We start from the raw sequence: 25889 nt of genomic DNA, 5'->3' as shown, positions 1-25889 counted from the left end.
TGTTCTGCTCGACCACGTAGACCAGACCGCCGGTCTCGTGGTTGACGTTGGCGAGGAACGCGGCGGCCTCCTGCTTCTTGACCGTGTCGCTGCCGCTGTTGGCGAAGCCGGGGTAGGAACTCAGCGCGGCCTTGAGGCCGTTGTAGGAGTAGAAGGAGTTCCGGCTCGGGAACATCTGGTTGAACTGCGCCTCGGAGACCACGAATCCGTCGGAGGGGTTCGTCGACCCGCCGTCGCAGGCGTAGGGCTCCCAGAACCAGGTGCTGATGGTCGGGTCGTAGCCCGGGTTGTCGTGCTCGGCGATGTAGGCCTTGCCGTCGGTGTACCGGACGATGTTTCCGGTGACGTACGACCTGCCGGCCACCCAACTGGGATAGCTCGAACAGGATGCGGCGGAAGCGCTGGCGGCCGGCAGCAGCACCGGTGCGGCGGTTCCGATCAGAACCGCGGCCAAGAGGGAAGAGACGTGACGTCGTGACACGGGATCAAGTCCTTTGCGGAGCAAGGCCGCACCGGAGGCAAGGGCGGAACCTTGTGCTCACGCGCCGACGACAGGTCGGCGCCATGGCGTCCGGGGCGATCGCGGTGGGGGGTGTGGAGCCACACTCAACCGCTTTGGTCTGTACCAGTCAAGGGTGTAGACCAATTTGGCCAACAGTCCATCGGTGCCGGTTCGTTCAGCGGCCCGCCCGCTCTCCGCACCGCCGACAGCAACCGTCTTGCGCTTCCATCTGTCAGCGCTACGAACGTGGCATCGGAGTCCTGCAACATCGCGTGCGCACCGATTTCCCTCTGACGGGGCAGGTCAGTGAGCGCTGGACGCAGCGTTCGCGGCGCGCGACAGGGCAGTTGAGGTGACGGCGCCTGGCTGATCGCCTCGACAAGGGTCTGCTGAAAAGTTTTCCCGGAGGTGTGGCGTTCGTCCCGTCGGGACCGTCTCAACTCGCCAGGTAGGGACGGGGTTTGACGGCCCAATTCCGGCCATCGTGAAGGCGGCGAAGAAGTCATTTCGCCCGGGCTCGCCTCGTCCGGTACGGTCGCGGGATTGTTTTCGCTGCCGGGTTCCATCAGGCGCGCGTGTGGCCTCCCCGGCAGCCCCCAGGCTGAGAGTAGGTTTCGTCAATGGCTTGTCGTATCGGTGAGCTTGTGCTCGGTTGCCGCGACCCTGAGATGCTGGCGCGGTTCTGGTGCGAGGTCCTGGACTTCGTCGTGCTCGGTCGTGAGGACGACGGCTCGGTCGAGATCGGGCCGCGCGAAGGGTTCGGCGGTCCGCAGCCGACGCTCTTCCTCAGTCGCAGGGATGAGCCGGAGAAGGGGAAATCCCGGCTGCACATCGACGTCAACGCCACCGACCGCGATCAGGACGCCGAGCTCGAACGCCTTCTCAAACTCGGTGCTCGCCCGGCCGACATCGGCCAGACAGGGGAGGAGCCGTGGCATGTCCTGGCCGACCCCGAAGGCAATGAGTTCTGTCTGCTCAAGGCCCGCCTCAACCCACTCTGATGCACGCTGCGACGCTCCGGCGGGGCTGACCACGGAGATCCACCTGGCTTGTGATCAGCCCCGGAAGCGATGGATCGGTCTTGCGGGAGTTCTTCAAGCAGACACTGAACGATCTCGAGAAGCGCGCGCTGGACGGCCCTGCCCCGCGAGGCGGTCGCCGGCTTCTACGCCGTCCTGGATGCGCTGATCAAGGAGGGGTGATGACGGCTCACGACCGCGACGCGAACGAAGAGCCCTCACCGTTCGCGGAGTTGATGGGGGAGGCGATGGCCGCCGCCGAGCGTTTCGGGCACCGCCAGCACGTTCACCTGACCTGGTTGGCCGTCCGGCGCTACGGAACGGCTGAAGCCGTGGATCTGGTCAGCGACGGCATCCGGGGCACCGCCCGCTATGCCGGTGCCCCGCAGAAGTACGACGCCACCGTCAGCCGGGCGTGGGTCGAACTGGTGGGCCACCATGCGGATCAGTCGGGCGCCGCCGACTTCGGCTCCTTCGTGAACCGGCATCCCGCACTGCTGGACAAGACGCTGCTGACTCGCTTCTACCGGCCTGCAACGCTGGCCAGCGCGGAGGCCAGGACCAGTTGGGGTACCTACGGAGGGCTGGGAACTCCTGACGGAGTCGCCGGGCGAAGACGCCCTTGAGAGAGCCGACCAGCCGGGACAAGGCGACTTTGGGCGGGTAGTGCACGAGCAGGTGGACGTGGTCCCTCTCCCCGTTGAACTCCACCAACTCGGTGTTGAAGTCCGTGCATACGTCAGGCATGACCTCCTCGCAGCGCCGAAGAATCTCATCGGTGAACGGGCCGCGCCGATACTTGGGTGTGAAGACCAAATGCGCGTGGAGGGTGTAGACGACTGTTCTACGCCTGCGAATATGGGGGTTTGGTTCCCAGCGTGGTGACCTAGATCAACGATAGGATCACACCGGTGAAACTCGTTGTACAGGTGAAGCTGATGACGGGGGCCGAGCAGGCCGCCGCGCTTCTCGCCACCCTGCGCACGGTCAACGAGGCCGCGAACTGGGTATCGGCGGTGGCGTACGAGCAGGGTGTGCCGCGCGAGTACGAGTTGCGCAAGCACACCTACGCGGAGTTGAAGTCGCGGGGGCTGGGGGCCCAAGCAGCCCAGCACACCATCAAGAAGGTCCGCGACGCCTACACGACGCTCAAGGCCAACATCAAGGTCGGGAACCTCGGCAAACCGGGCTCGAAGCGGCGCGGGAAGGCCGAGTCCAAACCCATTGCCTTTCGGCCCGAGGCAGCCCAGCCGTACGACGACCGGTGCCTGAGCTGGCAGTACGACGCGCAGGCGGTGTCCATCTGGACCACCGCCGGACGCGTCCGGGGTGTACGGTTCGCCTGCTCCGCCGACGGCCTGAAGATGCTGCGCGAGCACCGGCAGGGCGAATCGGATCTGGTGGAACGCGACGGCGTTTTCTACCTGATCGCCACCTGCGAGGTTCCTGAGGAGAAGAGTTACGAGCCCGACGGGTTCATCGGCGTCGACCTCGGCCTCGTCAACATCGCCACCACATCGACCGGCTACCAGGCCGCCGGGCGCGACCTGAACCGGCACCGCAAACGCCACGGCGATCTACGCACCAAGCTCCAACGCAAGGGCACCAAGTCCGCCAAGCGGCTGTTGGAGGAGCGCAACCGGCGCGAGCGGCGCCATGTCTCCAACACCAACCACATCATCGCGAAGACGATCGTGACCGAGGCTGAACGCACCTCGGCCGGAATCTCCCTGGAAGACCTGGGCGGTATCCGGCAGAGGGTACGGCTCCGCAAGCCCCAACGGGCCACGCTCCACTCCTGGGCCTTCGCTCAGCTCGGAGAGTTCATCGCGTGCAAGGCACGCCGCGCAGGCGTGCCTGTGGTCCACGTCGACCCTGCCTACACCTCGCAGATGTGCTGCGAGTGCGGGCACGTCGACAAGAAGAACCGGGTCGACCAGGCCCTCTTCATCTGTCGGAACTGCGGGGTCGTTGCCCACGCGGACCGGAACGCTTCCCACAACATCGCCCAGCGCGGCGCCGTGGTGTGGAATGCGGGGCGTGAGTCACGCGTCCCTGCCACCTCGGAAGGGGTGTCTGGACGGAGGAGTCCTCCCAGCAGCCAGCCGGGCACTACCTCCAAGCCCGGTCCTTCAGGACCGGGTCAACTTGACGCGCTGTAGCGTTCGACGAGCATTTTCATGGTGTCGAAGGCGGGCTTGGGAGTGTAGTCATCGTTGGTGAGCCCGAATTGGTGGAACAACCCTGCCTTCGAACTGTCGGCGTCGCGCAGCGCGAAGTGTGTGTAGCCGCTCAGATGGAGTTGCTTCGATCGGGCGGCGATGACCCGTACAACGGTCTCGACGACGTCGGCCTGCCGGCGCGCGGGCCGGTCGGGTCCGGTCGGCCAGCCGTGCTCGGTGATGTGCAGCGGCAGGGATCCCAGACCAGCGGGGGTCAACACCGAGTCACGGTGATGGCGTAGCAGTCCCTCGACGGCCTCCTCGAAGTCGGCGGCGGCAACGGGTCGAAAGACGTCTGGAAAGAAGTCCAGGCCCACGTAGTCGAGATCGGCGACGAAGTCTTCACCTCCGTGCTTGGTCAGGTCGGCGACGAAGGATGCGGTCGGCCCGAAGAGGGGGGTGGTGTTGAACCCCACCCGCAGGTGCCTGTGCCCGAGTTCGAGGGCTCGCGCCTTGACGACGGACACGCCACGGACGATCGCCTCGTTCACGCCGGGGTAGTAGCCGTCCAGCGTCGGGTTCGACGTGATGTTGGGCTCTTCCGCCACTTGCAACGTGCTCGTGACTGCGCCGTACTGCTCGACCAGCTCGCGCAGGAAGGCGCAGTAGCCTTCGACGTCCCCGCCGACGGACTGATATTGCGCCACCAGGTCCAAGCGGCGCCCACGGATGGCGAATTGGGCTGCGGCAGTCGGCGTCGCGGTCGCGTGTGGCGCGCCGAGTCCGGTGGCGTCGTCGAAGCTTATGTAGGCGCGCACCAGAAACGGGCGGCCCGGCCGGCCCTGGAGGCGGTCGAGCGCGTTCGATATGAGGGCCGGGTCGTCGGGCGGGCCGTCGGCCAGGCCTCCGGTGTCGTCACCGGTGACTCCGCCCGGGTAGATCCCGAAGAGCATGCCGTCATCCGCTGTCAGCGTCACGTGCTCGGTTCCTCTCGCTTCAGTGGTCCTGGGGTGTGGGCGTTGTCGCCGCCGCGTCCGGCCAGGTCAGTGAGCCGGTCCGGATGTCGTCGATGACGGAAGCGATCCATGCCATCTCGGCGCGGGCGAGGCACAACGCGTATTCGGCCTCGATGACGTGCAGGCGGGGCACACCGGCCGCCAGAGCGTCGGAGAGGCGCTCCTCATCGGCGGACGTCCGCTCTTGGAGGCGCAGGGCGCGCTCGGTCAGGGCTTCCGCCGCCCCGTTCGGCCCGAGGGCGCCGACGTAGGTGACCGCACCCAGGAACTGCGAGAACTCTCGCTCCGGGTTGCGGATCTGGGAGTCCAAGCGTCGTACGAGCTCGTCATAGCCCGCCCGTGTGAGGGCGTAGACGGTTCTCTCCGGTCGGTTGCCCGAGCGCTGCTGGCCTTGCGACGCAAGCCATCCCGCATCGGTCAGAGCGGCAACCGTGTTGTAGAGCGTGCCTCGCGTGACCAAGGCCGCGTGGTTGTCGCTGCGCTTTCGCAGCTCGGCAAGCATCTGATGCGGGTGCGAGGGCTGTTCGAGCAGGAGGCCCAGCACCGCGAGAACGATCGGGTTGTCGAGAGCACGACGTGGCATAGTCGAACTCTATCAGTCTAAATAGACTATTGCCGGAGTGGCCCAGGGAGCCGGCTTGGTCCGGCCACTCATCTCCCTTCACGTCCGCGTGCCAGAGCGATGAATTCCCCGCCCTGCGGGAGTCTCACTGCAGGAGGCGCGCTCCCTGGACCCCCGTACGGAAGGTGTCAACCGATGAACAGCCTGCACGACCTGCTCCAGGCGTACGTCGACGACGGCACGGTGCCGGGCGCGGTGGGACTGGTGGCCCGCGGCGGCCGGGTCGACGTAGAGACCGTCGGATCCGTCGACGTCGAGGGCAGCGCCCCGATGGCCCGGGACTCGATCTTCCGGATCGCCTCGATCACCAAACCGGTCACTGCGGCGGCCGTGATGATGCTGGTCGACGACGGCGCGTTCACCCTGGACGACCCGGTCGACGCGTGGCTGCCCGAGTTGGCGAAGCCGGTGGTCGTCCGGACACCGGCCGCCCCGGTCGACGACGTGGTCGCGGCGACGCGGCCGGTCACGGTCGCCGACCTGCTCTCCTCCCGGGCGGGCTGGGGATTCCCCTCCGACTTCACGCTGCCACAGGTCCAGGCGCTGTTCGCCGTACAGCCGGACGGCCGGGACCCGGGGGCTCTCGCGTCCCCCGACTTGTGGCTGGCGGACCTCGCCCGGGTTCCGCTGCTGTACCAGCCGGGCGAGGCCTGGCTGTACAACACCTGCTCCGACCTCCAGGGCGTCCTGATCTCCCGGGTCACGGGCCGTCAGCTGCCGGAGTTCCTCGCCGAGCGCGTCTTCGAGCCGCTCGGCATGGCGGACACCGGGTTCGAGGTGCCGGCGGGCAAGCGGGACCGCTTCACCACGTACTACCGGCCAGGCCCCGACGGCGGCGGGCTCACTCGGGCCGACGCCCCCGACGGAGGCTGGAGCACCGTGCCGGCGTTCCCGTCCGGCGCGGGCGGGCTGGTCTCCACCGCCGACGACTGGCTCGCCTTCGCCCGGATGCTGCTCGCCGACGGCACGGCGGGCGACCGCGTCCTGCTGTCCCCGGCCTCCGTTCGGCGGATGACCACCAACCACCTCACCCGACCCCAGCGTGACATCGGCGCTCTGTTCCTGGAGGGCCAGGGCTGGGGCTACGGCGCCCAGGTCGACATCACCCCTGCCGACCCCTGGAATGTGCCCGGCCGGTACGGCTGGATCGGCGGCACCGGAACGTCCGGCCACCTCGTTCCGTCCACCGGCACGGTAACCCTCCTGCTCACCCAGGTCGCCATGGCGAATCCGACGCCCACGCCGCTGATGCGAGACTTCTGGCGCGTCACCGCGCGGTGAGGAGTGTACGGATCAACTTGTCCGTTCCGCGCAGCAGTTGGAAGGCGCCTTCCCTCGTTCGCTCAACGCCGGATCGGCCCGGCGCCGCAGCCTGACGGTTCACGGGTGCTCGGGGGACGGCCGCCGTCGCCCCGCCGTGATCGACGCCCAGCCCGCGCTCCGCCACCTCCGAACGGGCCCTCGGCACGGTCCAGTTGGCGCTCTGTGTCGTCCTGGCGGACGGCGCGCTGTGCGCCTGGCCTTGGCCGTGCCCCGGGAAGCGGCCGGAGGCAGCCCTCCAAGCGGGCTACGGTGAGGACGATGAGCGGAGCGGACGGCACGCCGATGCCCTGCTGGCGTCCCAGGACACTTCTCGGCGGCCAATCCCGTGGTGCACACTGCTCGTTGACGTGCTGACGAGGGCGGGGGGAGCCGGTCGTGCGGCAGGATCTGATGGTCAACCTCGTGGCCTCGCTGCTGGCGTTCGGTGTGGGCTGGCTCGGCCGCGCACTTGTGCACTACTACCGGACCAGGATGCCGGCGGGGCGTGTGTGGCGGCTGGACCGCGACCGGCGCGTGGTGATGGTCGTCGGAGAGTCGGGTGGAACGTCGTCCGCGTATCCGAAGATCCCGGAGACCGATGCCCTGGCGGCCATGAACCTGCGGCAGTTCCTCTCCCAGGACCTGCGTCTGCACGAGGCGGCAACGGTCAGGGCCAGGGCGTTCGCCATGGCGTCGGACGCCGAGGAGAACCTGGTCGTGATCGGCGGGCCGGTGCACAACGCCGTCTGGCAGTTGATGGCCGACCGGCTCAACGCCCCGTACGTGTTCCGGCAGTTCCCCACGGAGTATCGAATTGTCTGTGTGGAGAGCGGAGAGGAGTACGGCGAGTCGGATGTCGACGGGTCGACACTCGTGGATCACGCCATCGTCGTGCTGGCCCGCAATCCCTTCGCGGCCGGGAGCCGCCTGGTGATGATCGCGGGCTGCGCTCTTCTGGCGACCTCGGGTGCGACGCAGATCTTCGCGCGCGGTGAGATCCGGAGGCTGGCCAAGGCGTACGACACGAGGTCACCTCTGGCGCTCGTCGTTCGCGTGGAGAGCGTCGGCGGCTACGTACGCCCGCCCGAGGTGGTGGCCGCCGCCAACTTCTCCCAGGCCCCCGCCCCGCGCACCGCCCCCGCCACACGCTCCTGACGCCCGAGGCAGCGGTGCGGTGGCCCGGCGTACGGTCGTCCCGATGGTCGGCGCACCTGGCCTGGGCCGTGTCGGTGGACTCCACGATCGTGCGGGCCCACCAGCTCACTGATGTGGTCCGTGGCGGATGCCATGTAGTCAAGGATCAGACCGCCCAGGTCCTTGCTCCGCCTGCCCGCCCGGGCCGGCACACTCCACACAGGAGGGATCGTGGCCAACAGCAGCAGCGGATACGTCAGGGACCGGCGCGGATGCCGCCATTGGGGCCCGTACGGCGCGGCAGGCCTGCTCCTGCGCCATGACAGCAGGTTCTTGCTCCAACGCCGCTCCTGGCGGGTCCACCATGGACGCTGCTGGAGCATCCCCGGCGGCGCCTTGAATTCCGGTGAAAGCGCATGGGACGGGGCACGCCGGGAGTTCGCGGAGGAACTCGGCACTGTTCCGGCACTGCGTCACGTCCGCACCTTCGTGGACGATCACGGCGGATGGGCGTACCACACCGTCGTGACGGACCTCGCGGGACCCTTCTCCCCGCACCGCGGCGATGGCGAAGGCGTCGCCCATCGGTGGTGCACTCCCGTCGAGATCGACGCGCTCCGTCTCCACCCCGGATTCGCGGCCACATGGCCGCAGTTGCAGGCTGACTTGGACAGAGCCTGACGACCGCCTGCACTCCACCTCACGCTCCCGGCCTCGCGGCAGCGGTCCAGGCAGTGGTTCGCCACGCCGTGGTGGTCCGGCGGTGGTTGCCGGGTCGGCTCGACGTCTCCCAGGACGAAATCCGGGCGCGTCAGGAATGAAGCGGCGGCGGATGGGTGTTGACCATCGCCGACCGACTCTCCTACCTCTGGGAAGAAGGCAGGCCCATGACGTCCTCGTCGACCACCATGCGCGCCGTCCGGCTCTCCGGCCCCGGCCCCGTGGACAACCTGCGGCTGACCACGCTCCCGCTCCCGCCCGAGAGGGACGGCTGGGTGCGCATCCGCGTCGAGGCGTTCGGCCTCAACCGCTCGGAGTTGAAGCTTCGGCTGGGTCTGAGCGTCGGCGTCACCTTTCCCCGGGTGCCCGGTATCGAGGCCGCCGGCACCGTCGACGCGGCCCCGGCCGGCAGCGGGCTGGCTCCCGGGCAGAAGGTCGTCGCGATGATGGGGGACATGGGGCGCACCTACGACGGCGGCTATGCGGAGTACACGTCGGTGCCGTTGTCCCAGGTCATCCCCATCGACACCGCATTGCCCTGGGAGGTGCTGGGCGCCCTGCCGGAGATGGTGCAGACCGCCTACGGCTCGCTCACCATCGGCCTGGACCTGAAAGCCGGTCAGTCCGTGCTGATCCGTGGCGGCACCTCCTCGGTGGGCCTGGCAGCCGCCGCGCTCGCCACATGGCGCGGCGCCACAGTGCTGTCCACCACCCGACGGGCCGACCGTCTCCCGTTGCTGAAGGAGCACGGTGTCGACCACCCCCTGCTCGACACCGGCGAGGTCGCGCCCACCGTGCGCGAGCTGTACCCGGACGGCGTCGACGCCGCCCTTGATCTCGTCGGCACACCGACCCTGCCCGACACCCTGCGAGCCGTCCGCGTGCACGGCACGGCCTGCTTCGGCGGGAGTCTCTCCAACCAATGGACGGTGCGCGACTTCTCACCGAACGAGTACCTGCCGAAGGGTGTGCGCCTGGCAGGCTATTTCGGCGACGCCGCCGACCTGCCTCGGGAAGCCTTTCAGGAGATCCTCGACGCAGTCGCGGACGGCCGGCTGGCCTTCCCCGTGGATCGCGTCTACGACGGCCTGGAACAGGTTCCGCAGGCCCATGACGACATGGAGCACGACCGCGCCACCGGCAAACTCGTAGTCCGGGTCCGGCATTAGGGCCTGCTTTCCCACGGGGAACCGGCGGGGATCGTACGGGGCAAGGGGCCTTCTTCGCTTGCTGGCTGGTCATGCCTGCCCAAGCGCGACACCGCGCGCCGCGGTCGCTTCGTGAACGCTCGGCCAGTGCGTCTCATGAGTAGGGGCCGGATTCCAACTACGACTTGGGGCTGCATGATCGCGCTGGCGATCTGGACACTCATCGAAGCGTTCACCGGGTGACCATCGGCCACGGCTTCAGTCGAGCCAGGCCTCAATCGTCCTGTCGGCGCACCATCTCGGTGATCCAGACGGGTGCGAACGGAGACGTGCAGCCGGGGGAGGTCGGATAGTCCTTGAGCACCTCCAGGCGCTCACCGATGTCGATGGCACGGGCGCGGTGCTCGGCGTGGTCGCTCCCGATCTGAGCCAGGCAGTGGTTCATCGCCCACTGCAGGCGATCCGGGGCGTCCTTCATCTCCGCTTCGATGACGTCGAGCAGTCCTGAGAGGTCGAGGCTCTCGGGCTTCTTCGTCACGCGTTCGGTGGTCAACGCCCAGCCGGCACTGGCGACCACCGGATCCGGATCGGTGGACCAGGCCAGGCGTAGCTCCTCGGAGTGCTGGTTCTTCTTGACCACGTAGTTCACGAGCCAGTCGTGCACCTTCGGTGTGCGTGCCTCGCGGACTATGGAGTCCAACTCGTCACGCTCGAACGCCTTCGGGCGGCAGATCAGGATCGCCAGCAGCCTCGCCGCGGTGTCATCCGTCGCCCAGAGCCCGCATGCGAGTTGCTGCTGAGTCTTCAGCCGCTTCGCGAGCGCGCGCAGCTTGCCGAGGTTCACACCGTGATCGTCACCGTGCTTCTCGTTCACCGCGCGTGCCTTGGGGTCCTCGAGCTCGGCCAGCTCGGCCATCACCTCGGCCACCATCGTCTCGGCCACCTCGGCCTCCTGCCCATTGTTGGTGATCGCTACAGGTCTCAGGTCTCCGGGGTGCCCGTCTCCGAGAAACGGACGACACAGCGACGGATGTGATGAAGGAACTGCGGCAGGTCGTCGGCGACCTTGTCGAACTCCGCATCGTCCAGGGAGGCGGTCCGTGACCGGTGGATCGCGCCACCCCAGTCGGCGACGTAGAGGACGCCCCCGCCGTCCGAGGCGATGACCATGCCGAGAGGGTCATCGGCTTCCGGAATGAACACCGGCCCTTCCTCCGCGAGCCTGCGCAGGACGTCGCGTGCCGAGTGGACGAAGTAGCCGTTACCCACGTCAGGCAGCACGACCTCCCCGATCGACTCGTAGAACGTCAGCAGATCCTCGAATCCCAGAGACTCCCGAGCGTAGTCTCGGGCAGCCAGAAGGTCCTCTTCGTCGGCGACCCGGACCTCATTCGTGCCCGGCTCGTAGCCGTACGTCTCCTCGAACGTCGAGATCATGGAGCTCACCGCACCCGTCATCTCGTCACGCCACCGTGACAGCCATGCGGCCGAGTACGAGAGCTGATCCATGGCCCGGATCATGCCACTCTCGCCTTCAGCGCGAGCCTCCGCACCCCGTCTCTCGGTGGTCTACGCAGAGTGACGGCGACCGGCATTCGTCCGCAGTGCGTGGCGTCTCAACAGGCGTGTTCGCCGGTTCCGAGGGGGCTTACTGAGATTCGACGCGTGATGTCGCGTGCCCACCCCCGAGCTGCGGCGCCGCCCGGGCTTCGCGCGAAATCACCCCGTACCGGGGTTTCCACCGATGCAGGCAGCTGAGACGGGGCGCGCGTTCGGCCCACGGCCCAACGTGCGCCGGGATGGGCAGAGTTGGTGCGGTATACCGTTGCTTCGTCACGTGTCGTTCGAGGAGGTCACTGGTGTCAGATGAGTCAGAAGAGACCATGCTCACCCACATTCCGCCAGACGGGGTCGCCCCAGGGAACGGCTACAGCCATGTGGTTGTGGGCGAAGGTCGACTGGTCGTCATCTCCGGGCAGGTCGCACTGGACGAACAGGGAAACGTGGTCGGGAAAGGCGACGCCGCCGCCCAGGCCCGTCAGGTCTTCGAGAACCTGCGGCGCTGCCTGGCGGCAGGCGGCGCAACGTTCGCCGAGGTCGCCAAGTTCACCTTCTACGTCACCGACGTCGCCGTACTGCCGGAGATACGGGCCGTCCGCGACGCGCACATCGACACCTCGCGTCCGCCTGCCAGTACCGCAGTGCAGGTCGCCGCGCTGTACCGGCCAGAGCTCATGCTGGAGGTCGAAGCCCTCGCCATAATCCCCTGGTGACTCGGCAAGCCTGTGGCTGACCGGGGCCTTGCTGGTGCCAGGTTGTGGGGCGCCGAAGCCCTGGCTCAGGAGGCCGCCGATTTTGGAGACACGCACGTCCTGCGGGGTCTGGCCGAAGTGCGGGGAGCGGCTGGAGACGGGCAGGCTGCCGAAGCGCTGTACCGGAAGGCCGCCGACTTCGGAGACATCGGCGCCCTGCGGCTCCTGGCCCAGTCGCAGGAGGAGGCTGGGGACTCGGCGGTCGGGTGAGGAGAGGCTCCTCAGCTGGGCGGCCGTACCGATGAATAGAGGTACTGACCCATTCCCAGGGGTTGTTCCGGAACAAGCCCTCGCCACAGCAGGACCCTGTGGCGCCGCTCCCAATAACTGCCGTACGCCCTTTGATGAGCCGGTCCGGTGAGAAGACCAGCGACCACACAGCCATGATGGGCGCCCATACCAGGCACGGTGCCCGCGATCATCGGGGTGGCCCCGGAGCTGCCGGTCTCGGCTAGGTCGGTGCACATGGTGGAGGTGTCGCCGTCGGTCGTGGCCAGGCTCGGCTCACTGAGCGTCTGGGCCGCACGAGGGTCACGATCGTTGCAGCATGGGTCTCGGCGTTCGAGAACACCTCGACTTGCGTGGGCCCGCTCCTCCCCGAAGCGGGCGGTGCCGCCGGGTTGTCACCGCAGTGCCTCGCCGGGTGGTGGTGGGCCCTGGGCGCGTCCTATGTGGTGAGGCGGCAACCGGCCGCGCAGCCTCCGCGAAAACCCGTTGGCGGATCACGGCGACCACTGCTACTTTTCCGGAGGCCGTGCGAGAGAACGAGGAGGTGGTACCCGTGAACGCAGTATCGACATGGGTGCTCCCCTCCGGGGCCACGGTCGGACGATAGGTCGTCCGGGAGCGCCGTTTACGAGCTCTCCCGAAAGGCACGACCATGCACTTCACTTCTGAACAGCGCCTCGACGACGGTGTCCTCGAGCGCGAATTCACCCTCGGCGAGATCCCCGGCACCCTGTGGACGCCAGAATCCGCCGCACCGGCCCCGCTGGTCCTGATGGCTCACAACAACGGCCTGCCCAAGGCGGAACCCCGGCTGGTGGCCCGGGCCCGGTACACCGCTGCGCGCGGCTACGCGGTGGCCACCATCGACGCCGCCGAGTGCGGTGACCGTCCCCGTTCCGCCGCCGCCGAGCAGGCGCGCGCCGACCTCCGCCGGGCGATGCAGGCCGGCGAGCCGGTCGATGAGATCTTCGAGTCCTTCATCGGCCCGCTGGTCGAAGGGGCGGTCCCGGAATGGCGGACCACCCTGGACGCCCTCCTTTCGCTGCCCGAGATCGGCGGCCCGGTCGGGTACTCGGGGTGGACCGCCGTCGGCATTCGGCTGGCGGTGGTCGAGCCGCGCATCGCGGCCGCCGGCTTCTTCGCCGGGGGTTACGTGCCTCGCGCCCAACGCGAGGAGGCCCGGCAGATCACCATTCCGCTGCTGTTCCTGCTGCAGTGGGACGACGAAGGGAACCCCCGGCAGCGGGCCCTGGACCTGTTCGACGCCTTCGGCACCAAGGAGAAGACGCTGCACGCCAATCTGGGCGGGCACACCGGCACCCCGTGGTTCGAGGTGGAGGACGGGGGCCGGTTCTTCGGCCGGCACCTGAAGTGAGGCCCGGCCGGCGGGCCGGCAGCAGACGGTAAGCGGCGTCGGCCAGGACGCCGCTCATCGAAGTCAGGTCCCGGCCCTCCTTGATGGCGGTGGCCGGCAGATGCACGACCGCCCCGATCGCGGCGGTACCGGCCATCGGCGGTACCGGCCGGTCGGGGCGGCGCTCGGCCACCAGCGCCTCCATCAGCCGGGCCCACGCCGTGAGGCACTTGGCCCGTACCTCGCCGATCGCCGGGCAGGCGACCGAATCGACCACCAACGCCAGGGCCCGGCCGGGCGTAGGACGCGGTCTCACTCGTGTCCTGTGAACATGGCGATCAGGCCCTGGGGCGCGTCTTCGCCGAAGAGAAGCTCGTGGAGGTGGTCGCCATCGGTGGCGGCCGCGGCGCTACGGGGGAACAGTGCCCGTTCGTATGCGGTGAGCGCGGCTTCGATGTCATCGGAGTGGGCGGCGATGGCCTTGGCGAGTTCGGAGCCGTCGTACATGGCAAGGTTGGCGCCTTCGCCGTTCGGGGCCGAGAGGTGGGCGGCGTCGCCGATCAGGGTCACCCCCGGCACCCGGTCCCATCGGTGCTCGACGGGCAGGGCACTGAGGGTGCGCAGGACCGGTGCGGTCTCCCCGTCGGTGATGAGCGCGGTGAGTTCCGGCGCCCAGCCGTCGAACTCCTGCGCGATCCGCGCGGTGGCCGCGGCGGAATCGCCGAAATCGATGTCGGCGAACCAGTCCCGCGGCTTGGAGAGTGCCACGTAGGTGTGGAGGGTCCCGCCGCTCTCCCGGTGGGCCTGGATCCCCTTCCCCGGCGCGAGCGCCAACAGTGCCCCGCCGCCGACCGCCTTCGCGCTGGCCGGGTGCTGCGTGTCGCCGTCGAACAGATAGGTCTCGATGAACGATCTGCCGATGTACTCGGGTGTCGCGTCCGAAAGCAGCGGCCGGACCCGCGACCACGCGCCGTCCGCGCCGACCAGCAGATTCGTGACGACAGTGGTGCTGTCGGCGAAGGTCACCTCGTGGCGACCCCGGCCGAGGGCACGGACGTCGCTGACCTTGTGACCCCACCGGACGGTGCCCGCCGGGAGCGATTCGAGCAGGATCCGTCGCAGCTCGCCGCGCAGCACCTCGGGGCGTCCACGGGTGCTGTCGTCGTCAAACAGAACGGTCCCGTCCGGGGCGAGGACCCGGGTTGCCTCGCGGCCCTCCAGGATGATGGCTCGGAACTCGTCCATCAGGTCTGCCGCCCGGAGGGCCGGTTGGCCGTTGTCTTCGTGGATGTCGAGCATCCCGCCCTGTGATCGCGCCGTCGGAGAAGCCTCCGCCTCGTAGATCGTGGCCGGGATTCCGTGGACGTGCAGGACGCGGGCGAGCGTGAGGCCGCCGAGTCCGGCGCCGATGATCGTGACCGGAGTGGTCATGGTGCTTCCTTCCTGAACCTGAACCTGGACCGCTGGACCGACAGACACGCACACCCGGCGGATCACGTATGGAACGTTGTTCCAGCAGACCCAGAATGGAACGATGTTCCATACCTTGTCAAGCTGGAACGGTGTTCCAGGGTGTCTAGGATGGGGACATGGCAACACGAACGCGCCGGTCGCAGCGGCGCACGGAGGCACTCTCCCGGGAGCGCATCGTCGAGACTGCCGTCGAGCTGCTCGACGCGGCCGGCGAGAGCGGGCTCACGTTCCGAGCACTGGCCGAGGCCCTCGCCACCGGGCCCGGCGCGATCTATTGGCATGTGGCGAACAAGGGCGAGCTGCTCGCCGCCGCGACCGACGCCGTCGTCGCCGCCGCACTGGCCATCGAGTCCGCTGAGCCTTCGGACTCGCCGCAGGAGGAGATCCGCGCCGTCGCGCTCGGCCTGTTCGAGGCGATCGACGACCATCCGTGGCTCGCCACGCAGCTCGCCATGCAGCTCTCTCGCAGCCCCTGGGGGTCGGTGACGCCGCGGATCTTCGAAAGCATCGGCCGGCGGGTCCGGGCGCTGGGCGTGCCCGAGGGCAGCTGGTTCACGGCGACCTCGGCCCTGGTTCACTACATCCTGGGCGCCGCCGGCCAGAACGCCGCCAACGCCCGGGCCGCCGGGCTCCACGTGGACCGCGCCGAGTTCCTCGACGCCGTATCGACGGCGTGGGAAGAGCTCGACCCCGACGACTACCCGTTCACCCGGGCCGTCGCGGACCAGGTGCGCGAGCACGACGACCGCGAACAGTTCCTCGCGGGGATCGACTTCGTCCTCACCGGCATCACCACGCTCCACCTGCCCGGTGGACAGACGAACACCCCACCCGCCACCTGAGCCGGGCAGGGATCCGGCGCCGGCGCCGGCGTACGACCCGGCATTGCCACTCCGTTTTCCCGGCAAGCCGCAACCGACTCGTCACAGGGGAGACGCCAACGCATGAATACGCCATCATCGCCGCCTGGGGCGGAGCGGACTGACGGATCATCCGTCCGGATCGGCGCTCTCGTTCCGCTGACGCGGCCTGGCTGGGTCGAGGCCGGCCGACACTTGCTCGCCGGACTGGAACTGGCCGTTCGCGAAGTGAATGACGCCGGCGGGATCGTCGGAAGGCCACTCGAGCTGGTGGTCCGAGACACCGCGGCTGATCCACGCAGGGCCGTGGCGGCCGTGGACGAATTGGCTCGCCTGGGCGTGGCTGCCTTGGCGGGGGAGTATCACAGCGTCGTCGCCCGCGCCGCCGCCGCCAGGGCCGATGCCCTCGGCCTTCCGTTCCTCTGCTCGTCAGCGGTGCTCGACGCGCTCACCGAACAGCCGACGGAGTGGGTCGGTCGCCTTGCCCCGGCGCAGTCCCACGGCTGGCAGATCTACGCGGACTTCCTCCTCGGCGCGAGCCACAGTCGAATCGCCGTAGCAGCCGAGCCGAGTGTCTACTGGGCCTCGGGGGCCCGCATTCTGCGGGACTACCTCGCTCCCCGCGGCGGCACGGTCATCGAACTCGACATGCGTGTGCTCTCTCCCGCGGCCGTGTGCGACGAACTCGTCGACCATCGCGCGACAGCTCTCCTGCTTCTGGTCGGTCACCCGGAGCCGGCGGTGTCGATCGTCAAGTCCGTCCGCCGCGACCGGCGCCTCGCCGGGCTCATGATGGGTGCTCCTGCCGGGCAACCGGAGTTCGCCGAATGGGCGACGTTGCTGGGCGACGACAGTGCCGCGATCCCGTTCTTGCGTTACCTGCCCGAGCGCCTCAGCCCACTCGGTGCACGAGTCGAGAGGGCCCTCAGCGAGCGGCTGGCCGAAGCGCCCTCCTTTGTCGCCTTCGAGGGCTACGACGCGGTCACCGTCCTCGCCGATGTGCTGCGTTCTCACGGCACGGACCGGGCGCGCACGGCCGCATCCTGGTCGCGCGTCGCAGTCGAAGGCACCCGCGGGCAGATCCAGTTCTCCCGCACACCAGGCATCAGTGTCTGGCAATGGGCTTGGGCGCCGGTTCAGGTCGTTGATCGAGATCCGGCGGAACCCGATCGCTTTCGGATCCTGCACACCGGCTGAGGGAGCACGGAGGTCCGAGCGGTCGGCCGGCATCCCGGGAACCTCCACCCACACGCGGTGCGGGAGGGAGACGCGCGGCCCCTGCGGGCGGGGCCGCAGAGCACGCGTCACTCGCGGCTGGCGCGCAGGGCGAGGTCTCGTAGCACCTGGGCGGAGGAGACCTCGGGGTTGTCGCGATCGTGTTCCGCGGCGAGTTGGTGGAAGGCGGCGGCGAACGCTCCGAATGCGGTGAAGATCGGGCCGCTCATTGCCTGGGCGATGGCGTTCGCCACTTCTTGCGGGGTGGCGTCGTCGTCGATGTCGATGCTTCTCGGGAAGATGTCCTTCACCAGTTCGTTCAGAAGGACATCGCTCTCGCTGTCGGGCTCGGGGGCGTCTTCCCCCACGTACTCACGTGTCTTGGTGAGGATCGCGACGACACGCGCCATCACTTCTTCGTCGGTCATGCGCAGAGCCTAGATCTTGACGACGTGTCACCCCGTGGGATCCCGCTGGTTCTTGCTCAGCATGGTTGCTCCCATCAGGGTCAATGTGTGGATCACAGTGTTGCCGTGGCGGTGGCTGGTAATCAGTCCGGCATCGCGCAGCGCTGTCGTGTGATGGGTCGCGGTGGCCGGTGTGACTCCGGCCCGTTGGGCGGCTTCGGTGGTGGTCACCCCGGCGGCCGTGGCCTGCAGGACGGCGGCGTGGGCCCGGCCCAGCAACACCTGTAACGGCGGCGAACCGGCGCTCTCGGCTGCCGTCTTGGACGGCCCGGTGGGCACCTCGTGGTGCAGGGAGTAGATGAGGACGGGGGGTAACCCCGGATTCGCGAGAGAGATCGGTCCCTTCCAGCAGAAGTACGACGGAATGAGCAGCAGCCCGCGGCCCTTCAAGTGGATGTCATGTTCCGTCGGATACGTGTTGATCTCAAGGCGCGGGTGCCTCCACCGGACGGTCGGCCCGAGCTCTTCGAGCAGGCCTTCCGTGCCCCCGTCGAGCAGGTGACGGGCCAGCCGGATCCGCTCGGTGTGCAGGCTTTCGTACACCCACTCCTCGTGGGGTGCGATGACGGTCCGGTGGTAGGCGCGCAGAATGTCCACCAGCTCGCCACGGGTCTCCGTCTCTGTCAGCCGGCCGAACCAGGCCGGCACCCGGGTGACCCGGGCGAGGGCCGCGAGTTCCGCCGCGACCTGGTCCGACGGCGTGCGGAGGATCGCCTCCAGCCCGGCCTCCAGCCCGGCCGTGCCTTCCAGCGGGGTGAGGAAGTCGGGGAAGTAGGACGCGCGCGGGAAGAGGGGCAGCAAGACCCGCCGCACGACGTCCTCGAGGCCCGCTTCCCGAAGCCGTTCACGTGCGGGCCCGTACCAGTGCGCATACGCCCAGCGGCCCGCTGGGGTTTGGAAGCGGTGCAGGCTGGAGGCGATCTCCCAGAGCGGGTGCGGGGCGGCAGCGACCCGGGTCCTGGCCAGATCCTCGGCAGAGAAGTGGAAACGAAGCACTGCCATCACCCTTCCCACCTGCGATATTTCAGCACCTTCGAATGAGCATGACAGGTGGAAGCACAGGCCGGAGCATGAACTCGCCCCGTCGCACGAGCCCCGCGACACCACGTGCGGTTTCCCGCGTCCCTCCCGCCCCTCCAGCCTGCCCCGAACGGAGAAGGAATCCGATGGCGAATACTTTCGCCCGCCCGGCCGCGGCGGCGCTGCTCGTCGCCCTCGCTGTCACAGTCCCCGCTCCCGCCCACGCGTCGGCGGCTCCCGCCACCACGGCGGCCACCAGTTGCTACGGCGGCGCTGTCACGGTGTCCACCGACGACTCCCTCGAATTCGGGCCCTACACGTCGTCGGCCCGGTGCAACGACATCAACGTCCGCATCGTCGGCGGCGATGCCGACTCGGTGAACGCCTGCGTGAAGTTCGTCCGTTACGGCCAGTGCAACTACTGGACCAACGTCGGCTGGGGCTGGAAGACCATCGCCACCGACGTCCTCGACGGCAGCAGATTCACCGTTCCCCTCGGCGTGGACCTGGAAGGCGCCACCGCCCGGGTCCAGATCGCCTACTGACCACCACCGTTCACGCCCGCCCCGCTCGCGTACTGACACCCCCCGCACCCGCGCACGCCCCTAAGGAATCACGATGAGCTCACCTCTGCGCCCCCTGAAGCGCCGCGCGATCCTGCGTGGAACCTTCGCCGCGACCGTGGGCGCCCTCGCCGGCCCCTTGTTCCTGTCGGGCTCAGCACACGCCTACAGCTGGTCACGCACCCTGAACCAGGGGGCCAACGGAGCTGATGTGACGGAATTGCAGATCCGGATCGCCGGCTGGGCCGCGGACTCGGCCAGCCAGTCCCGGGTGAGCATCGACGGCGACTTCGGCCCGGGCACAGCCGCCGCGGTCCGCAGGTTCCAGGCGGCTCATGGCCTGGCCGTCGACGGCAGCGCCGGCCCCGCCACCCAGGCTCAGCTCAACGCCCTGGAGCAGTCGGACGGTTCGACGGCCCACTTCAACTGGAGCGAGTTCACCGACCGGTCCAGTGGCACCTTCGACGGCGGCAAGGTGAGCGCGGCCACCGTACGGGAAAACGCCCGCCGCGCCATGTACAAGCTGGAGGCCCTGCGCATGAAGCTCGGCAACACGCCCATCACCGTCAACTCGGGCTTCCGCAGCATCGCGCACAACGCCGAGATCGGCGGGGCCAGCGACAGCATGCACCTCTACGGCACCGCGGCCGACCTCAACGTACCCGGCGTCAGCAACCGCACGGTGTACCAGAAGGCGGAGACCTGCGGGTTCTCCGGCCTGGAGACGTACACCGTCGATCACCAGCACGTCGACAGCCGCGCGGACCTCGGCCGGGCCTGGTGGTGGGAGAACGGCACCATCTGAAGCCCGACACCAGCCCACCCGCCCCAGTGGTCCGGCGTCCCAGACATTCGGCCACCCACCCCCGATGCACCCGGCCTCTGCCCTTGCGCGCCCGAAGCCACAGTCCCCTCCGGAGGCACACCCATGTACCGCAGACCGCCGCGCCCACTCCTGCGGCGCGCAGCCCTGTCCGTCCTTGGAACCCTGACCGTGCTGGTCGCCGCCGTGCAGCCCGCCGGCGCCGCGCCCCGATCCGCGGGCCCCACGGCCCCGGGCCCCGTCAGCCGCGCCTTCACTCGGGCGGCGGCCGAGTTCGACGTGCCGCGCGATGTCCTGGTCGCCCTCGGATACGGGGAGACCCACCTCGACGACCACGCCGGCCTGCCGAGCCAGGCCGGCGGCTACGGGGTGATGCACCTGGTGAGCAACCCTGACCGGCACACCCTGGAACTGGCGTCCCGGCTCACCGGTGAGGCACCCCGCGAACTCCGCGAGGACACCGCGGCGAACATCCGCGGTGGAGCGGCCGTCCTGCGCGCCTACGCCGACGAAGCCGGCCTCAGCCGAACCGAACGGCATGACGCCGACGCCTGGTATCCGCTGGTCGCCCGGTACGGCGGCGCGACCGATCTCTCCGGCGCGCGCCGCTACGCCGACACCGTCTACACCCTCCTGGCCGACGGCGTGACAGCCCGCACGTCGGACGGAGAGGTGCTGACCGTTGCCGCCCGCTCCGTGGCACCCGAACGCGGCCGCTACGAGGCCGCCGCGGCGCCGGTGGCGCAGAGCCCGGACTACCCATCGGCGCAATGGGTCGCGGCCAGCACCGCCAACTACGCCGTCGGCCGCACGGCCTCGATCAGCAAGGTCGTCATCCACGTCACCCAAGGCTCCTACGCGGGGACGATCAGCTGGTTCCAGGATCCCGCGGCCCAGGTCAGCGCCCATTACGTGGTGCGCTCCTCCGACGGTCAGATCACCCAGATGGTTCGAGACAAGGACACCGCCTGGCACGCCCGTTCGGGCAACGCGTCCGGGATCGGCATCGAACACGAGGGGTACATCGACAACCCGACCTGGTTCACCGACGCCATGTACCGCTCCTCCGCGGCCCTGACCGCCTATCTCTGCAATCGCTACGGCATCCCCAAGGACCGAGCCCACATCGTCGGACACTCCGAAGTGCCAGGCAACGATCACACCGATCCGGGACCGAACTGGAACTGGGCGTACTACATGCAACTGGTGGGTGGCAGCACAGGCGGCGGAGGCGACGTCCAGTTGACCTTCCCGTCCTACGACACCCTTCGCGCCGGTTCCTCCGGGCCTCAGGTGTCGGCCGCTCAGTCACTCCTCAACCAGCAGGGATTCGACGCGGGCACCGTGGACGGCAGCTTCGGCTCGAAGACCACCGCAGCCGTCACCGCCTTCCAGCAGGCCCGCGGGCTCAGCGCCGATGGGGTCGTCGGCGCGCACACCTGGACCGCGCTCCTCTCGGCCGGCGGCGTGCCGGTGCTCCGGCAGGGCAGCACGGGCTCCGATGTCCAGCGCCTTCAGAGGGCTCTCACGGCCGCTCTGGGACGCACCGTCTCCGCGGACGGCGACTTCGGATCAGGGACCGACCAGGCAGTCCGGGACTACCAGAGCAGTCGTGCGCTGAGCGTCGACGGTACGGTCGGCCCCGCCACCTGGAGCGCCCTGCAAGCCGGTCGCTGAGGGGCGGGCGGCAGCCGGGCCCGGGGCCTCTCCAGGATCTCCGGTCCGGCCGGCGCGTGCTCCGACTCCGCCCATCCCCCATGATGCGGCGAAGGCCCAGCGTGTGCCCCGGCTCGGTAGTTGTCCGGGCCGGGGCACTTGGGCTGCAGGTGGTCAGGTGGTGGTCTTGGCGGCGTCCTGGATGAGGTGGGCGGTGATGTCCGGGTGGCTGATCATGGCGACGTGGGACGCGCCCGGTACCTCGACGACGGCGCGGGCGCCCGCGCGCTGGTAGAAGAAGCGTTCCAGGGCGGCCGGAATGGCCTTGTCGGATGCGGCGACCAGGCCCCAGGAGGGGATGGTGTGCCAGGCGGCAGCGGTGGTGACGTCGGTGAAGCAGGTGGCGCTGAACGGCCGCTGGGTGGCCTGCATGAGACGGGTGGTCGCGACGGGCAGGTCGGCGGCGAACGCGGCCCGGAACTTGTCGGCCTGAAGATACAGGTCGGTACCGGTGGTGCCGTCGGGCCCCGGGTAGGGCACCGGCCGCGTGGCGGCCTGGATGATGCTGCCGGGGTACTTGTTGATCAGTACGGCGAGTTGCTCGCCCATGTCGGGCACGAACGCGGCGATGTACACCAGCGCCTTGACGTTGGTGGCGCCGACGGCGGCGTTGGTGATGACAGCGCCCCCGTAGGAGTGACCGACCAGCACGCCCGGGCCGTTGATCGACTCGACGACGCTGGCGATGTAGGCGGCGTCGGTGGGCAGGCCGCGCAGCGGGTTGGCGGGGGCGATGGTCTCGTACCCGGCGCGCTGGAGCCGCGAGATGACAGGGTTCCAGCAGGAGGCGTCGGCGAATCCGCCGTGCACGAGCACGATGGTCGGTTTGGCCGGGGTTCCGGCTGCGGAGCGTTCGGCGGCGGAGGCGGCCGAGGAGAGTGGCCCCAGCAGTGCTGCGGCGCCCGCGGCGGCTGCGCCGGTGGCGAGCACGTGGCGGCGGGTGGGCTCAGGGTCCATGGGATTCCTTACGTGATCGGAACGGGGTCGCGCCCGGCTACAGGGCCGGGGCGAGAAGTTCTGGCGCAGCGGCCCGGACGTTCTGGCGGACGCCGATGGCCTGTTCGCCCGCCCGGGTGTGGCGGCGCGGCCGCCCGCTTCTAGGACTGGCCGTTGAGCCCCTGGGCGGCCTGGGCGATGACGGCGGCCACGACGGCCGGGCGGGAGACGTAGACGGCGTGGCTGCCGGGGGTCTCGGTGACGATCGCTCCGGCGCGCTCGGACATGGCGCGCTGGGCGGGCGGCGGGATCATGTGGTCGTCGGTGGCGACCAGATACCAGGAGGGCTTGGTCTGCCAGGCCGGTTCGGAGACCGCCCCTTCGAGGGCCCCGACGCCCCAGGGGACCTGGGAGTCGGCCATGAACGACGCCTGCTTTCCGGGGACGTCGGCGGCGAAGGCGGCCGCGAACCTGTCCCGGTCCAGGAACAGGAACCCGTCCTTGGGCGGCAGGATCGGCGGAACCGGCGCGCCGGGCGGCGGGTCGGCGATCAGGGAGCTGACGGATTCGCCCTTGTCCGGTGCGAACGCGGCGATGTAGGCGAGCGCGGCGACGCTGGGGTGGCTGCCGGCCTCGGTGATGACGACACCGCCGTAGGAGTGGCCGACCAGCACGGCCGGGCCGTCCAGGCTGTCGAGCACCTGGTGGGTGGCGGCGACGTCGCCGGCCAGCGTAAGGGTCGGGTTCTGTACGACGGCCACCCGGTAGCCGTCGGCGGTCAGGTGGTCGTAGACCCCCTGCCAGCCCGATCCGTCCACGAAGCCGCCGTGTACGAGCACGATGTTCCTGATGGCTGCCATGGCCACTCCCGACCTGGAGGGACAGCGCCTTGACGGCTGTCCCGGTGCACCCAAGTCAAGTCGTGGCCAGGCGGCCGGACCACGCAGAACAGCACGCAGAAGTCAGGGAGTTGGGGTCGCCAAGGCGTGGCAGCGGCTACTCGCCTCGGTGTCGCCGATCGCTTCGAAGACCTGCGCCGCCCGCGCGTAGGAGCGGAGGCTCTCGTCGGTCCGGTCTTCCTCGGCCAGCAGGTCAGCCAGGGCTTCCAGGGCGCCAGCCTGCCGATAGTCAGACGCTCGGAGCGTGTCCAGGAGATCGATTCCCTCGCTCAGCGTGATGATCGCCTCCGAACGGCGGCCGAGGTGTCTGAGGCATTGGCCGATGCAGATCAGAGCCAATGGCCGACTGTGCGTTGCGACGCTCGGCGTCATCCCCGACTCGGGGTCGTCCAAGACAGCGAGCAGTTCGCGGTATCGCTCCAACGCTTCGGCGTAGCGCCCTTCGTCGAACAGGCACTTCGTGATCGCGGCGTTGCTCTGGACGTAGGAGTCGATGTCACCGATGACCTTGAACATCTCTGCTGCCCGGGTAGACGAAGCGATCGCCTCATCGGGCCGACCGAGCAGGAGCTGTGCCGAAGCGGTGTACTCGTGGGCCCAGGCGATCTGCGCGGTCGCGCCAGCCCGGGTGGCCAACTGCAGTGCATCGGCCACATGCCGCAGCACGGCCTTCGGGTTGCTGGGCGGCACTGAATGGACCCAGGCCAGATAGTTCAGCTGGGTCGCCTGCTGGACCGGGTCTCCGAGGGCGGCGGCGGCTTCCGCTCCCCGGGTGAAGACCTCCTGCCAGTTCGGGCTGTGCGCCCACCGGTCGGAGAACCAGTGCATCGATTCCGCGCAGTCGAGGACGAGGGAGTACCGGCCGCCGTCTGGCGCAGCCCGCATCGCCCCCAGCCAGTTGTCCACATTCACCCTCAGCCACCGGTCGGCCTCCTCCGAGGACGAGACAACCGCGAGATCGACATCGGGCCGGTCGGGACGGCCGTAGCCGGGCTCGAACCACTGCCCGCACAGCGTGGCCATCCGCAGCAGCCACGACGTCACCCGCTTCGCCAGCGCCTCGCGCTCGACTGCGGACTCCTCCTCATGGAGCCGGTCGCGGGCGAACAGCCGGACCAGGTCGTGGAATCGGTAGCGCCCCGCGATGCTGTCGTACAGCAGGCCGAGGTCGACCAGGTCGTCCAGCGCCTCCCAGGCATCCGCGATCGACACCCCTCCGGCGACGGCCGCCAGGGCGGCGTCGAAGTCCTGTCCCGGCACCACGGCGAGCCGACGGAACATCCGCCGCGCGGAATCGGCGAGTTGTTCGTACGACATCCCGAACGCGTTGGCGATCTTGAGATCGCCGGCCGTGAACTGGTCCAGCCTGCGCTCCTCGTCCGCCAGCCGGGCGGCGAGTTCACCGGCGCCCCATCCGGGCCGGCTGACCAGGCGGTTCCCGATGATCCGCAGCGCCAGAGGCAGACCGCCGCACAACTCGGAGAGTCTGGTGAGGGCCGGTTCCCCGTCGGACGCGGACCGATCGCCCAGGATGCCGGTCAGCAGTCGCGTGGACTCCGGCAACGGCAGGGGCCCGAGGACGAGCCTGCGGACACCCTCCAGGCCCGACAGCAACCGCCGGGTGGTGATCAGCGCCCTGCCCGCACCGCCACCCGGCAGCAGCGGGCGCACCTGTTCCTCCGACGCGGCGTTGTCGAGGACGACCAGGACCCGCTTGTCCCGCAACAGAGAGCGGTACAAGGAGGCGCGCTCCTGGACATCACCCGGTATGTGCTGGTCCGAGATACCGAGCGCGCGAAGGAGCAACCGCAGAGCGTCGCCGGCGTCCAGGGGCCGCTGGGACATGCCGAACAGGTCGAGGAAGAGCACCCCGTCGGGAAAACTCGGCCGCACGGAATGAGCGGCACGGACGGCGAACGTCGTCTTCCCCAGGCCCGCGGAGCCGGTGACGAGCCCCACCACACCGACACCCGGCGCGCTCTCGGCGTACACCAGCTCGCTCACCCAGACCAGTTCCGCCGCCCGGCCGGTGAAGTCGTCGACCGACCGGGGCAGTTCACAAAGACCACTCGGACGCATCCAGTGATCCCGCAGCCGGCCGTCTCGCGCCAGCTCGAGTAACTCCTTGCGAGCCTCCTCCGCCAGCGCGAGCGCATCCGCCAACGCCGTCACGGTCCGATGCTGAGGCCCCTTGCTCCGCCCGCGCTCCATGTCCGACAGAGTCCGAGCGCTGACCCCCGACACCTCGGCCAACTGTTCCAACGTCAAACGTGCCGCGCGCCGATGACCGCGCAACACCTCCCCGAACCCGAGATGCCCAGTGATGGAGCCACACTCCCTCTCTGTCGCGAAGGTCGGCCGCCGGTAGAGCCCGCGAACCTACGCAGACCATCCCTGA

26 protein-coding genes and 1 pseudogene are annotated in these 25889 nt (G+C 69.1%); 15 read left to right on the top strand and 12 right to left on the bottom strand.

What is annotated here, in order from left to right:
* On the bottom strand, nucleotides 1-481 hold a 481-nt coding region (locus ABZX90_RS26415), incomplete at its 3' end, for a glycoside hydrolase family 19 protein (RefSeq protein ID WP_355208677.1).
* A 641-nt stretch (nucleotides 482-1122) separates the two neighbouring features.
* On the opposite strand from ABZX90_RS26415, the gene ABZX90_RS26410 reads away from it, so the two are divergent.
* Nucleotides 1123-1503, top strand: coding sequence for a VOC family protein (locus ABZX90_RS26410; RefSeq protein WP_355208674.1), 381 nt, complete (start codon nucleotides 1123-1125; stop codon nucleotides 1501-1503).
* Between the two features lie 200 nt (nucleotides 1504-1703).
* Nucleotides 1704-2147, top strand: a complete 444-nt coding sequence (locus ABZX90_RS26405; protein WP_355208671.1) for a hypothetical protein — start codon at nucleotides 1704-1706, stop codon at nucleotides 2145-2147.
* On the opposite strand, the pseudogene tnpA reads toward ABZX90_RS26405, so the two are convergent.
* A pseudogene (gene tnpA / locus ABZX90_RS26400) lies at nucleotides 2092-2379 on the bottom strand (IS200/IS605 family transposase); the annotation flags it as partial. The gene ABZX90_RS26405 and the pseudogene tnpA overlap by 56 nt on opposite strands.
* Before the next feature lie 80 nt (nucleotides 2380-2459).
* On the opposite strand from tnpA, the gene ABZX90_RS26395 reads away from it, so the two are divergent.
* Nucleotides 2460-3683, top strand: coding sequence for a transposase (locus ABZX90_RS26395; RefSeq protein ID WP_355208695.1), 1224 nt, complete (start codon nucleotides 2460-2462; stop codon nucleotides 3681-3683).
* Here the strand turns inward: ABZX90_RS26395 and ABZX90_RS26390 are convergent.
* Both ABZX90_RS26390 and ABZX90_RS26385 read right to left on the bottom strand, forming a co-directional pair.
* Nucleotides 3665-4636, bottom strand: a complete 972-nt coding sequence (locus ABZX90_RS26390; protein ID WP_355208692.1) for a hypothetical protein — start codon at nucleotides 4634-4636, stop codon at nucleotides 3665-3667. The genes ABZX90_RS26395 and ABZX90_RS26390 overlap by 19 nt on opposite strands.
* Before the next feature lie 43 nt (nucleotides 4637-4679).
* Nucleotides 4680-5282, bottom strand: coding sequence for a helix-turn-helix transcriptional regulator (locus ABZX90_RS26385; RefSeq protein WP_351131953.1), 603 nt, complete (start codon nucleotides 5280-5282; stop codon nucleotides 4680-4682).
* A gap of 174 nt (nucleotides 5283-5456) precedes the next feature.
* Between ABZX90_RS26385 and ABZX90_RS26380 the strand changes: the two genes are divergently transcribed.
* From ABZX90_RS26380 to ABZX90_RS26365, 4 genes are all read left to right on the top strand, one after another.
* Entirely contained in the window at nucleotides 5457-6602 is a 1146-nt protein-coding gene (locus tag ABZX90_RS26380; protein ID WP_355208668.1) for a serine hydrolase domain-containing protein, read from the top strand.
* 417 nt (nucleotides 6603-7019) lie between these two features.
* Nucleotides 7020-7778: a hypothetical protein gene (locus ABZX90_RS26375; RefSeq protein ID WP_351131951.1), complete on the top strand. Its 759-nt coding sequence runs from the start codon at nucleotides 7020-7022 to the stop codon at nucleotides 7776-7778.
* 210 nt (nucleotides 7779-7988) lie between these two features.
* The gene (locus ABZX90_RS26370; RefSeq protein WP_355208665.1) at nucleotides 7989-8438 is read left to right on the top strand and encodes an NUDIX hydrolase; all 450 of its coding nucleotides are present in this window, start codon (nucleotides 7989-7991) and stop codon (nucleotides 8436-8438) included.
* Nucleotides 8439-8644: 206 nt separating this feature from the next.
* Nucleotides 8645-9646, top strand: a complete 1002-nt coding sequence (locus ABZX90_RS26365) for a zinc-binding dehydrogenase (RefSeq protein ID WP_355208663.1) — start codon at nucleotides 8645-8647, stop codon at nucleotides 9644-9646.
* A gap of 253 nt (nucleotides 9647-9899) precedes the next feature.
* Here the strand turns inward: ABZX90_RS26365 and ABZX90_RS26360 are convergent, their stop codons facing one another.
* Nucleotides 9900-10556, bottom strand: coding sequence for a DNA alkylation repair protein (locus ABZX90_RS26360; RefSeq protein ID WP_355208689.1), 657 nt, complete (start codon nucleotides 10554-10556; stop codon nucleotides 9900-9902).
* Nucleotides 10557-10606: 50 nt separating this feature from the next.
* Nucleotides 10607-11134, bottom strand: coding sequence for a hypothetical protein (locus ABZX90_RS26355; protein ID WP_351131948.1), 528 nt, complete (start codon nucleotides 11132-11134; stop codon nucleotides 10607-10609).
* Between the two features lie 374 nt (nucleotides 11135-11508).
* Between ABZX90_RS26355 and ABZX90_RS26350 the strand changes: the two genes are divergently transcribed.
* The 3 genes from ABZX90_RS26350 (at nucleotide 11509) to ABZX90_RS26340 (ending at nucleotide 13540) form a co-directional block, all read left to right on the top strand.
* Nucleotides 11509-11898 carry a RidA family protein gene (locus ABZX90_RS26350; RefSeq protein WP_351131960.1) on the top strand — a complete coding sequence of 130 codons (390 nt, stop codon included), beginning with the start codon at nucleotides 11509-11511 and terminating at the stop codon, nucleotides 11896-11898.
* Nucleotides 11899-11910: 12 nt separating this feature from the next.
* Nucleotides 11911-12147 carry a hypothetical protein gene (locus ABZX90_RS26345; RefSeq protein ID WP_355208660.1) on the top strand — a complete coding sequence of 79 codons (237 nt, stop codon included), beginning with the start codon at nucleotides 11911-11913 and terminating at the stop codon, nucleotides 12145-12147.
* A gap of 670 nt (nucleotides 12148-12817) precedes the next feature.
* The gene (locus tag ABZX90_RS26340; protein ID WP_351131947.1) at nucleotides 12818-13540 is read left to right on the top strand and encodes an alpha/beta hydrolase; all 723 of its coding nucleotides are present in this window, start codon (nucleotides 12818-12820) and stop codon (nucleotides 13538-13540) included.
* A gap of 291 nt (nucleotides 13541-13831) precedes the next feature.
* Here the strand turns inward: ABZX90_RS26340 and ABZX90_RS26335 are convergent, their stop codons facing one another.
* Nucleotides 13832-14950: an NAD(P)/FAD-dependent oxidoreductase gene (locus ABZX90_RS26335; RefSeq protein ID WP_355208657.1), complete on the bottom strand. Its 1119-nt coding sequence runs from the start codon at nucleotides 14948-14950 to the stop codon at nucleotides 13832-13834.
* 158 nt (nucleotides 14951-15108) lie between these two features.
* On the opposite strand from ABZX90_RS26335, the gene ABZX90_RS26330 reads away from it, so the two are divergent.
* Both ABZX90_RS26330 and ABZX90_RS26325 read left to right on the top strand, forming a co-directional pair.
* The gene (locus tag ABZX90_RS26330) at nucleotides 15109-15834 is read left to right on the top strand and encodes a TetR/AcrR family transcriptional regulator C-terminal domain-containing protein (RefSeq protein ID WP_351131945.1); all 726 of its coding nucleotides are present in this window, start codon (nucleotides 15109-15111) and stop codon (nucleotides 15832-15834) included.
* 102 nt (nucleotides 15835-15936) lie between these two features.
* Nucleotides 15937-17049 carry an ABC transporter substrate-binding protein gene (locus ABZX90_RS26325; protein ID WP_355208654.1) on the top strand — a complete coding sequence of 371 codons (1113 nt, stop codon included), beginning with the start codon at nucleotides 15937-15939 and terminating at the stop codon, nucleotides 17047-17049.
* Nucleotides 17050-17156: 107 nt separating this feature from the next.
* Here the strand turns inward: ABZX90_RS26325 and ABZX90_RS26320 are convergent, their stop codons facing one another.
* Nucleotides 17157-17495 carry a hypothetical protein gene (locus tag ABZX90_RS26320; protein ID WP_351131941.1) on the bottom strand — a complete coding sequence of 113 codons (339 nt, stop codon included), beginning with the start codon at nucleotides 17493-17495 and terminating at the stop codon, nucleotides 17157-17159.
* A gap of 27 nt (nucleotides 17496-17522) precedes the next feature.
* Nucleotides 17523-18530, bottom strand: coding sequence for a helix-turn-helix domain-containing protein (locus ABZX90_RS26315; protein WP_355208686.1), 1008 nt, complete (start codon nucleotides 18528-18530; stop codon nucleotides 17523-17525).
* 170 nt (nucleotides 18531-18700) lie between these two features.
* Between ABZX90_RS26315 and ABZX90_RS26310 the strand changes: the two genes are divergently transcribed.
* The 3 genes from ABZX90_RS26310 to ABZX90_RS26300 all read left to right on the top strand — a co-directional run bounded on the left by ABZX90_RS26310 (nucleotide 18701) and on the right by ABZX90_RS26300 (nucleotide 21617).
* Entirely contained in the window at nucleotides 18701-19099 is a 399-nt protein-coding gene (locus tag ABZX90_RS26310; RefSeq protein ID WP_355208650.1) for a hypothetical protein, read from the top strand.
* Nucleotides 19100-19172: 73 nt separating this feature from the next.
* A complete protein-coding gene (locus ABZX90_RS26305; RefSeq protein ID WP_355208647.1) occupies nucleotides 19173-19922 on the top strand; it encodes a D-Ala-D-Ala carboxypeptidase family metallohydrolase in 750 nt (249 codons plus the stop codon).
* 123 nt (nucleotides 19923-20045) lie between these two features.
* Nucleotides 20046-21617, top strand: a complete 1572-nt coding sequence (locus ABZX90_RS26300) for an N-acetylmuramoyl-L-alanine amidase (protein WP_355208644.1) — start codon at nucleotides 20046-20048, stop codon at nucleotides 21615-21617.
* 153 nt (nucleotides 21618-21770) lie between these two features.
* Here ABZX90_RS26300 and ABZX90_RS26295 read toward each other — a convergent pair whose 3' ends face one another.
* The 3 genes from ABZX90_RS26295 to ABZX90_RS26285 all read right to left on the bottom strand — a co-directional run bounded on the left by ABZX90_RS26295 (nucleotide 21771) and on the right by ABZX90_RS26285 (nucleotide 25789).
* Nucleotides 21771-22613, bottom strand: coding sequence for an alpha/beta hydrolase (locus tag ABZX90_RS26295; RefSeq protein ID WP_355208641.1), 843 nt, complete (start codon nucleotides 22611-22613; stop codon nucleotides 21771-21773).
* A gap of 140 nt (nucleotides 22614-22753) precedes the next feature.
* The gene (locus ABZX90_RS26290) at nucleotides 22754-23452 is read right to left on the bottom strand and encodes an alpha/beta hydrolase (protein WP_355208638.1); all 699 of its coding nucleotides are present in this window, start codon (nucleotides 23450-23452) and stop codon (nucleotides 22754-22756) included.
* 102 nt (nucleotides 23453-23554) lie between these two features.
* Nucleotides 23555-25789, bottom strand: a complete 2235-nt coding sequence (locus ABZX90_RS26285) for a helix-turn-helix domain-containing protein (RefSeq protein WP_355208635.1) — start codon at nucleotides 25787-25789, stop codon at nucleotides 23555-23557.
* Nucleotides 25790-25889 lie beyond the last annotated feature (100 nt).

Source organism: Streptomyces sp. NPDC002935 (genome assembly GCF_040611295.1).
GTDB lineage: Bacteria > Actinomycetota > Actinomycetes > Streptomycetales > Streptomycetaceae > Streptomyces.
This window is presented reverse-complemented; position numbering and strand designations above follow the sequence as displayed.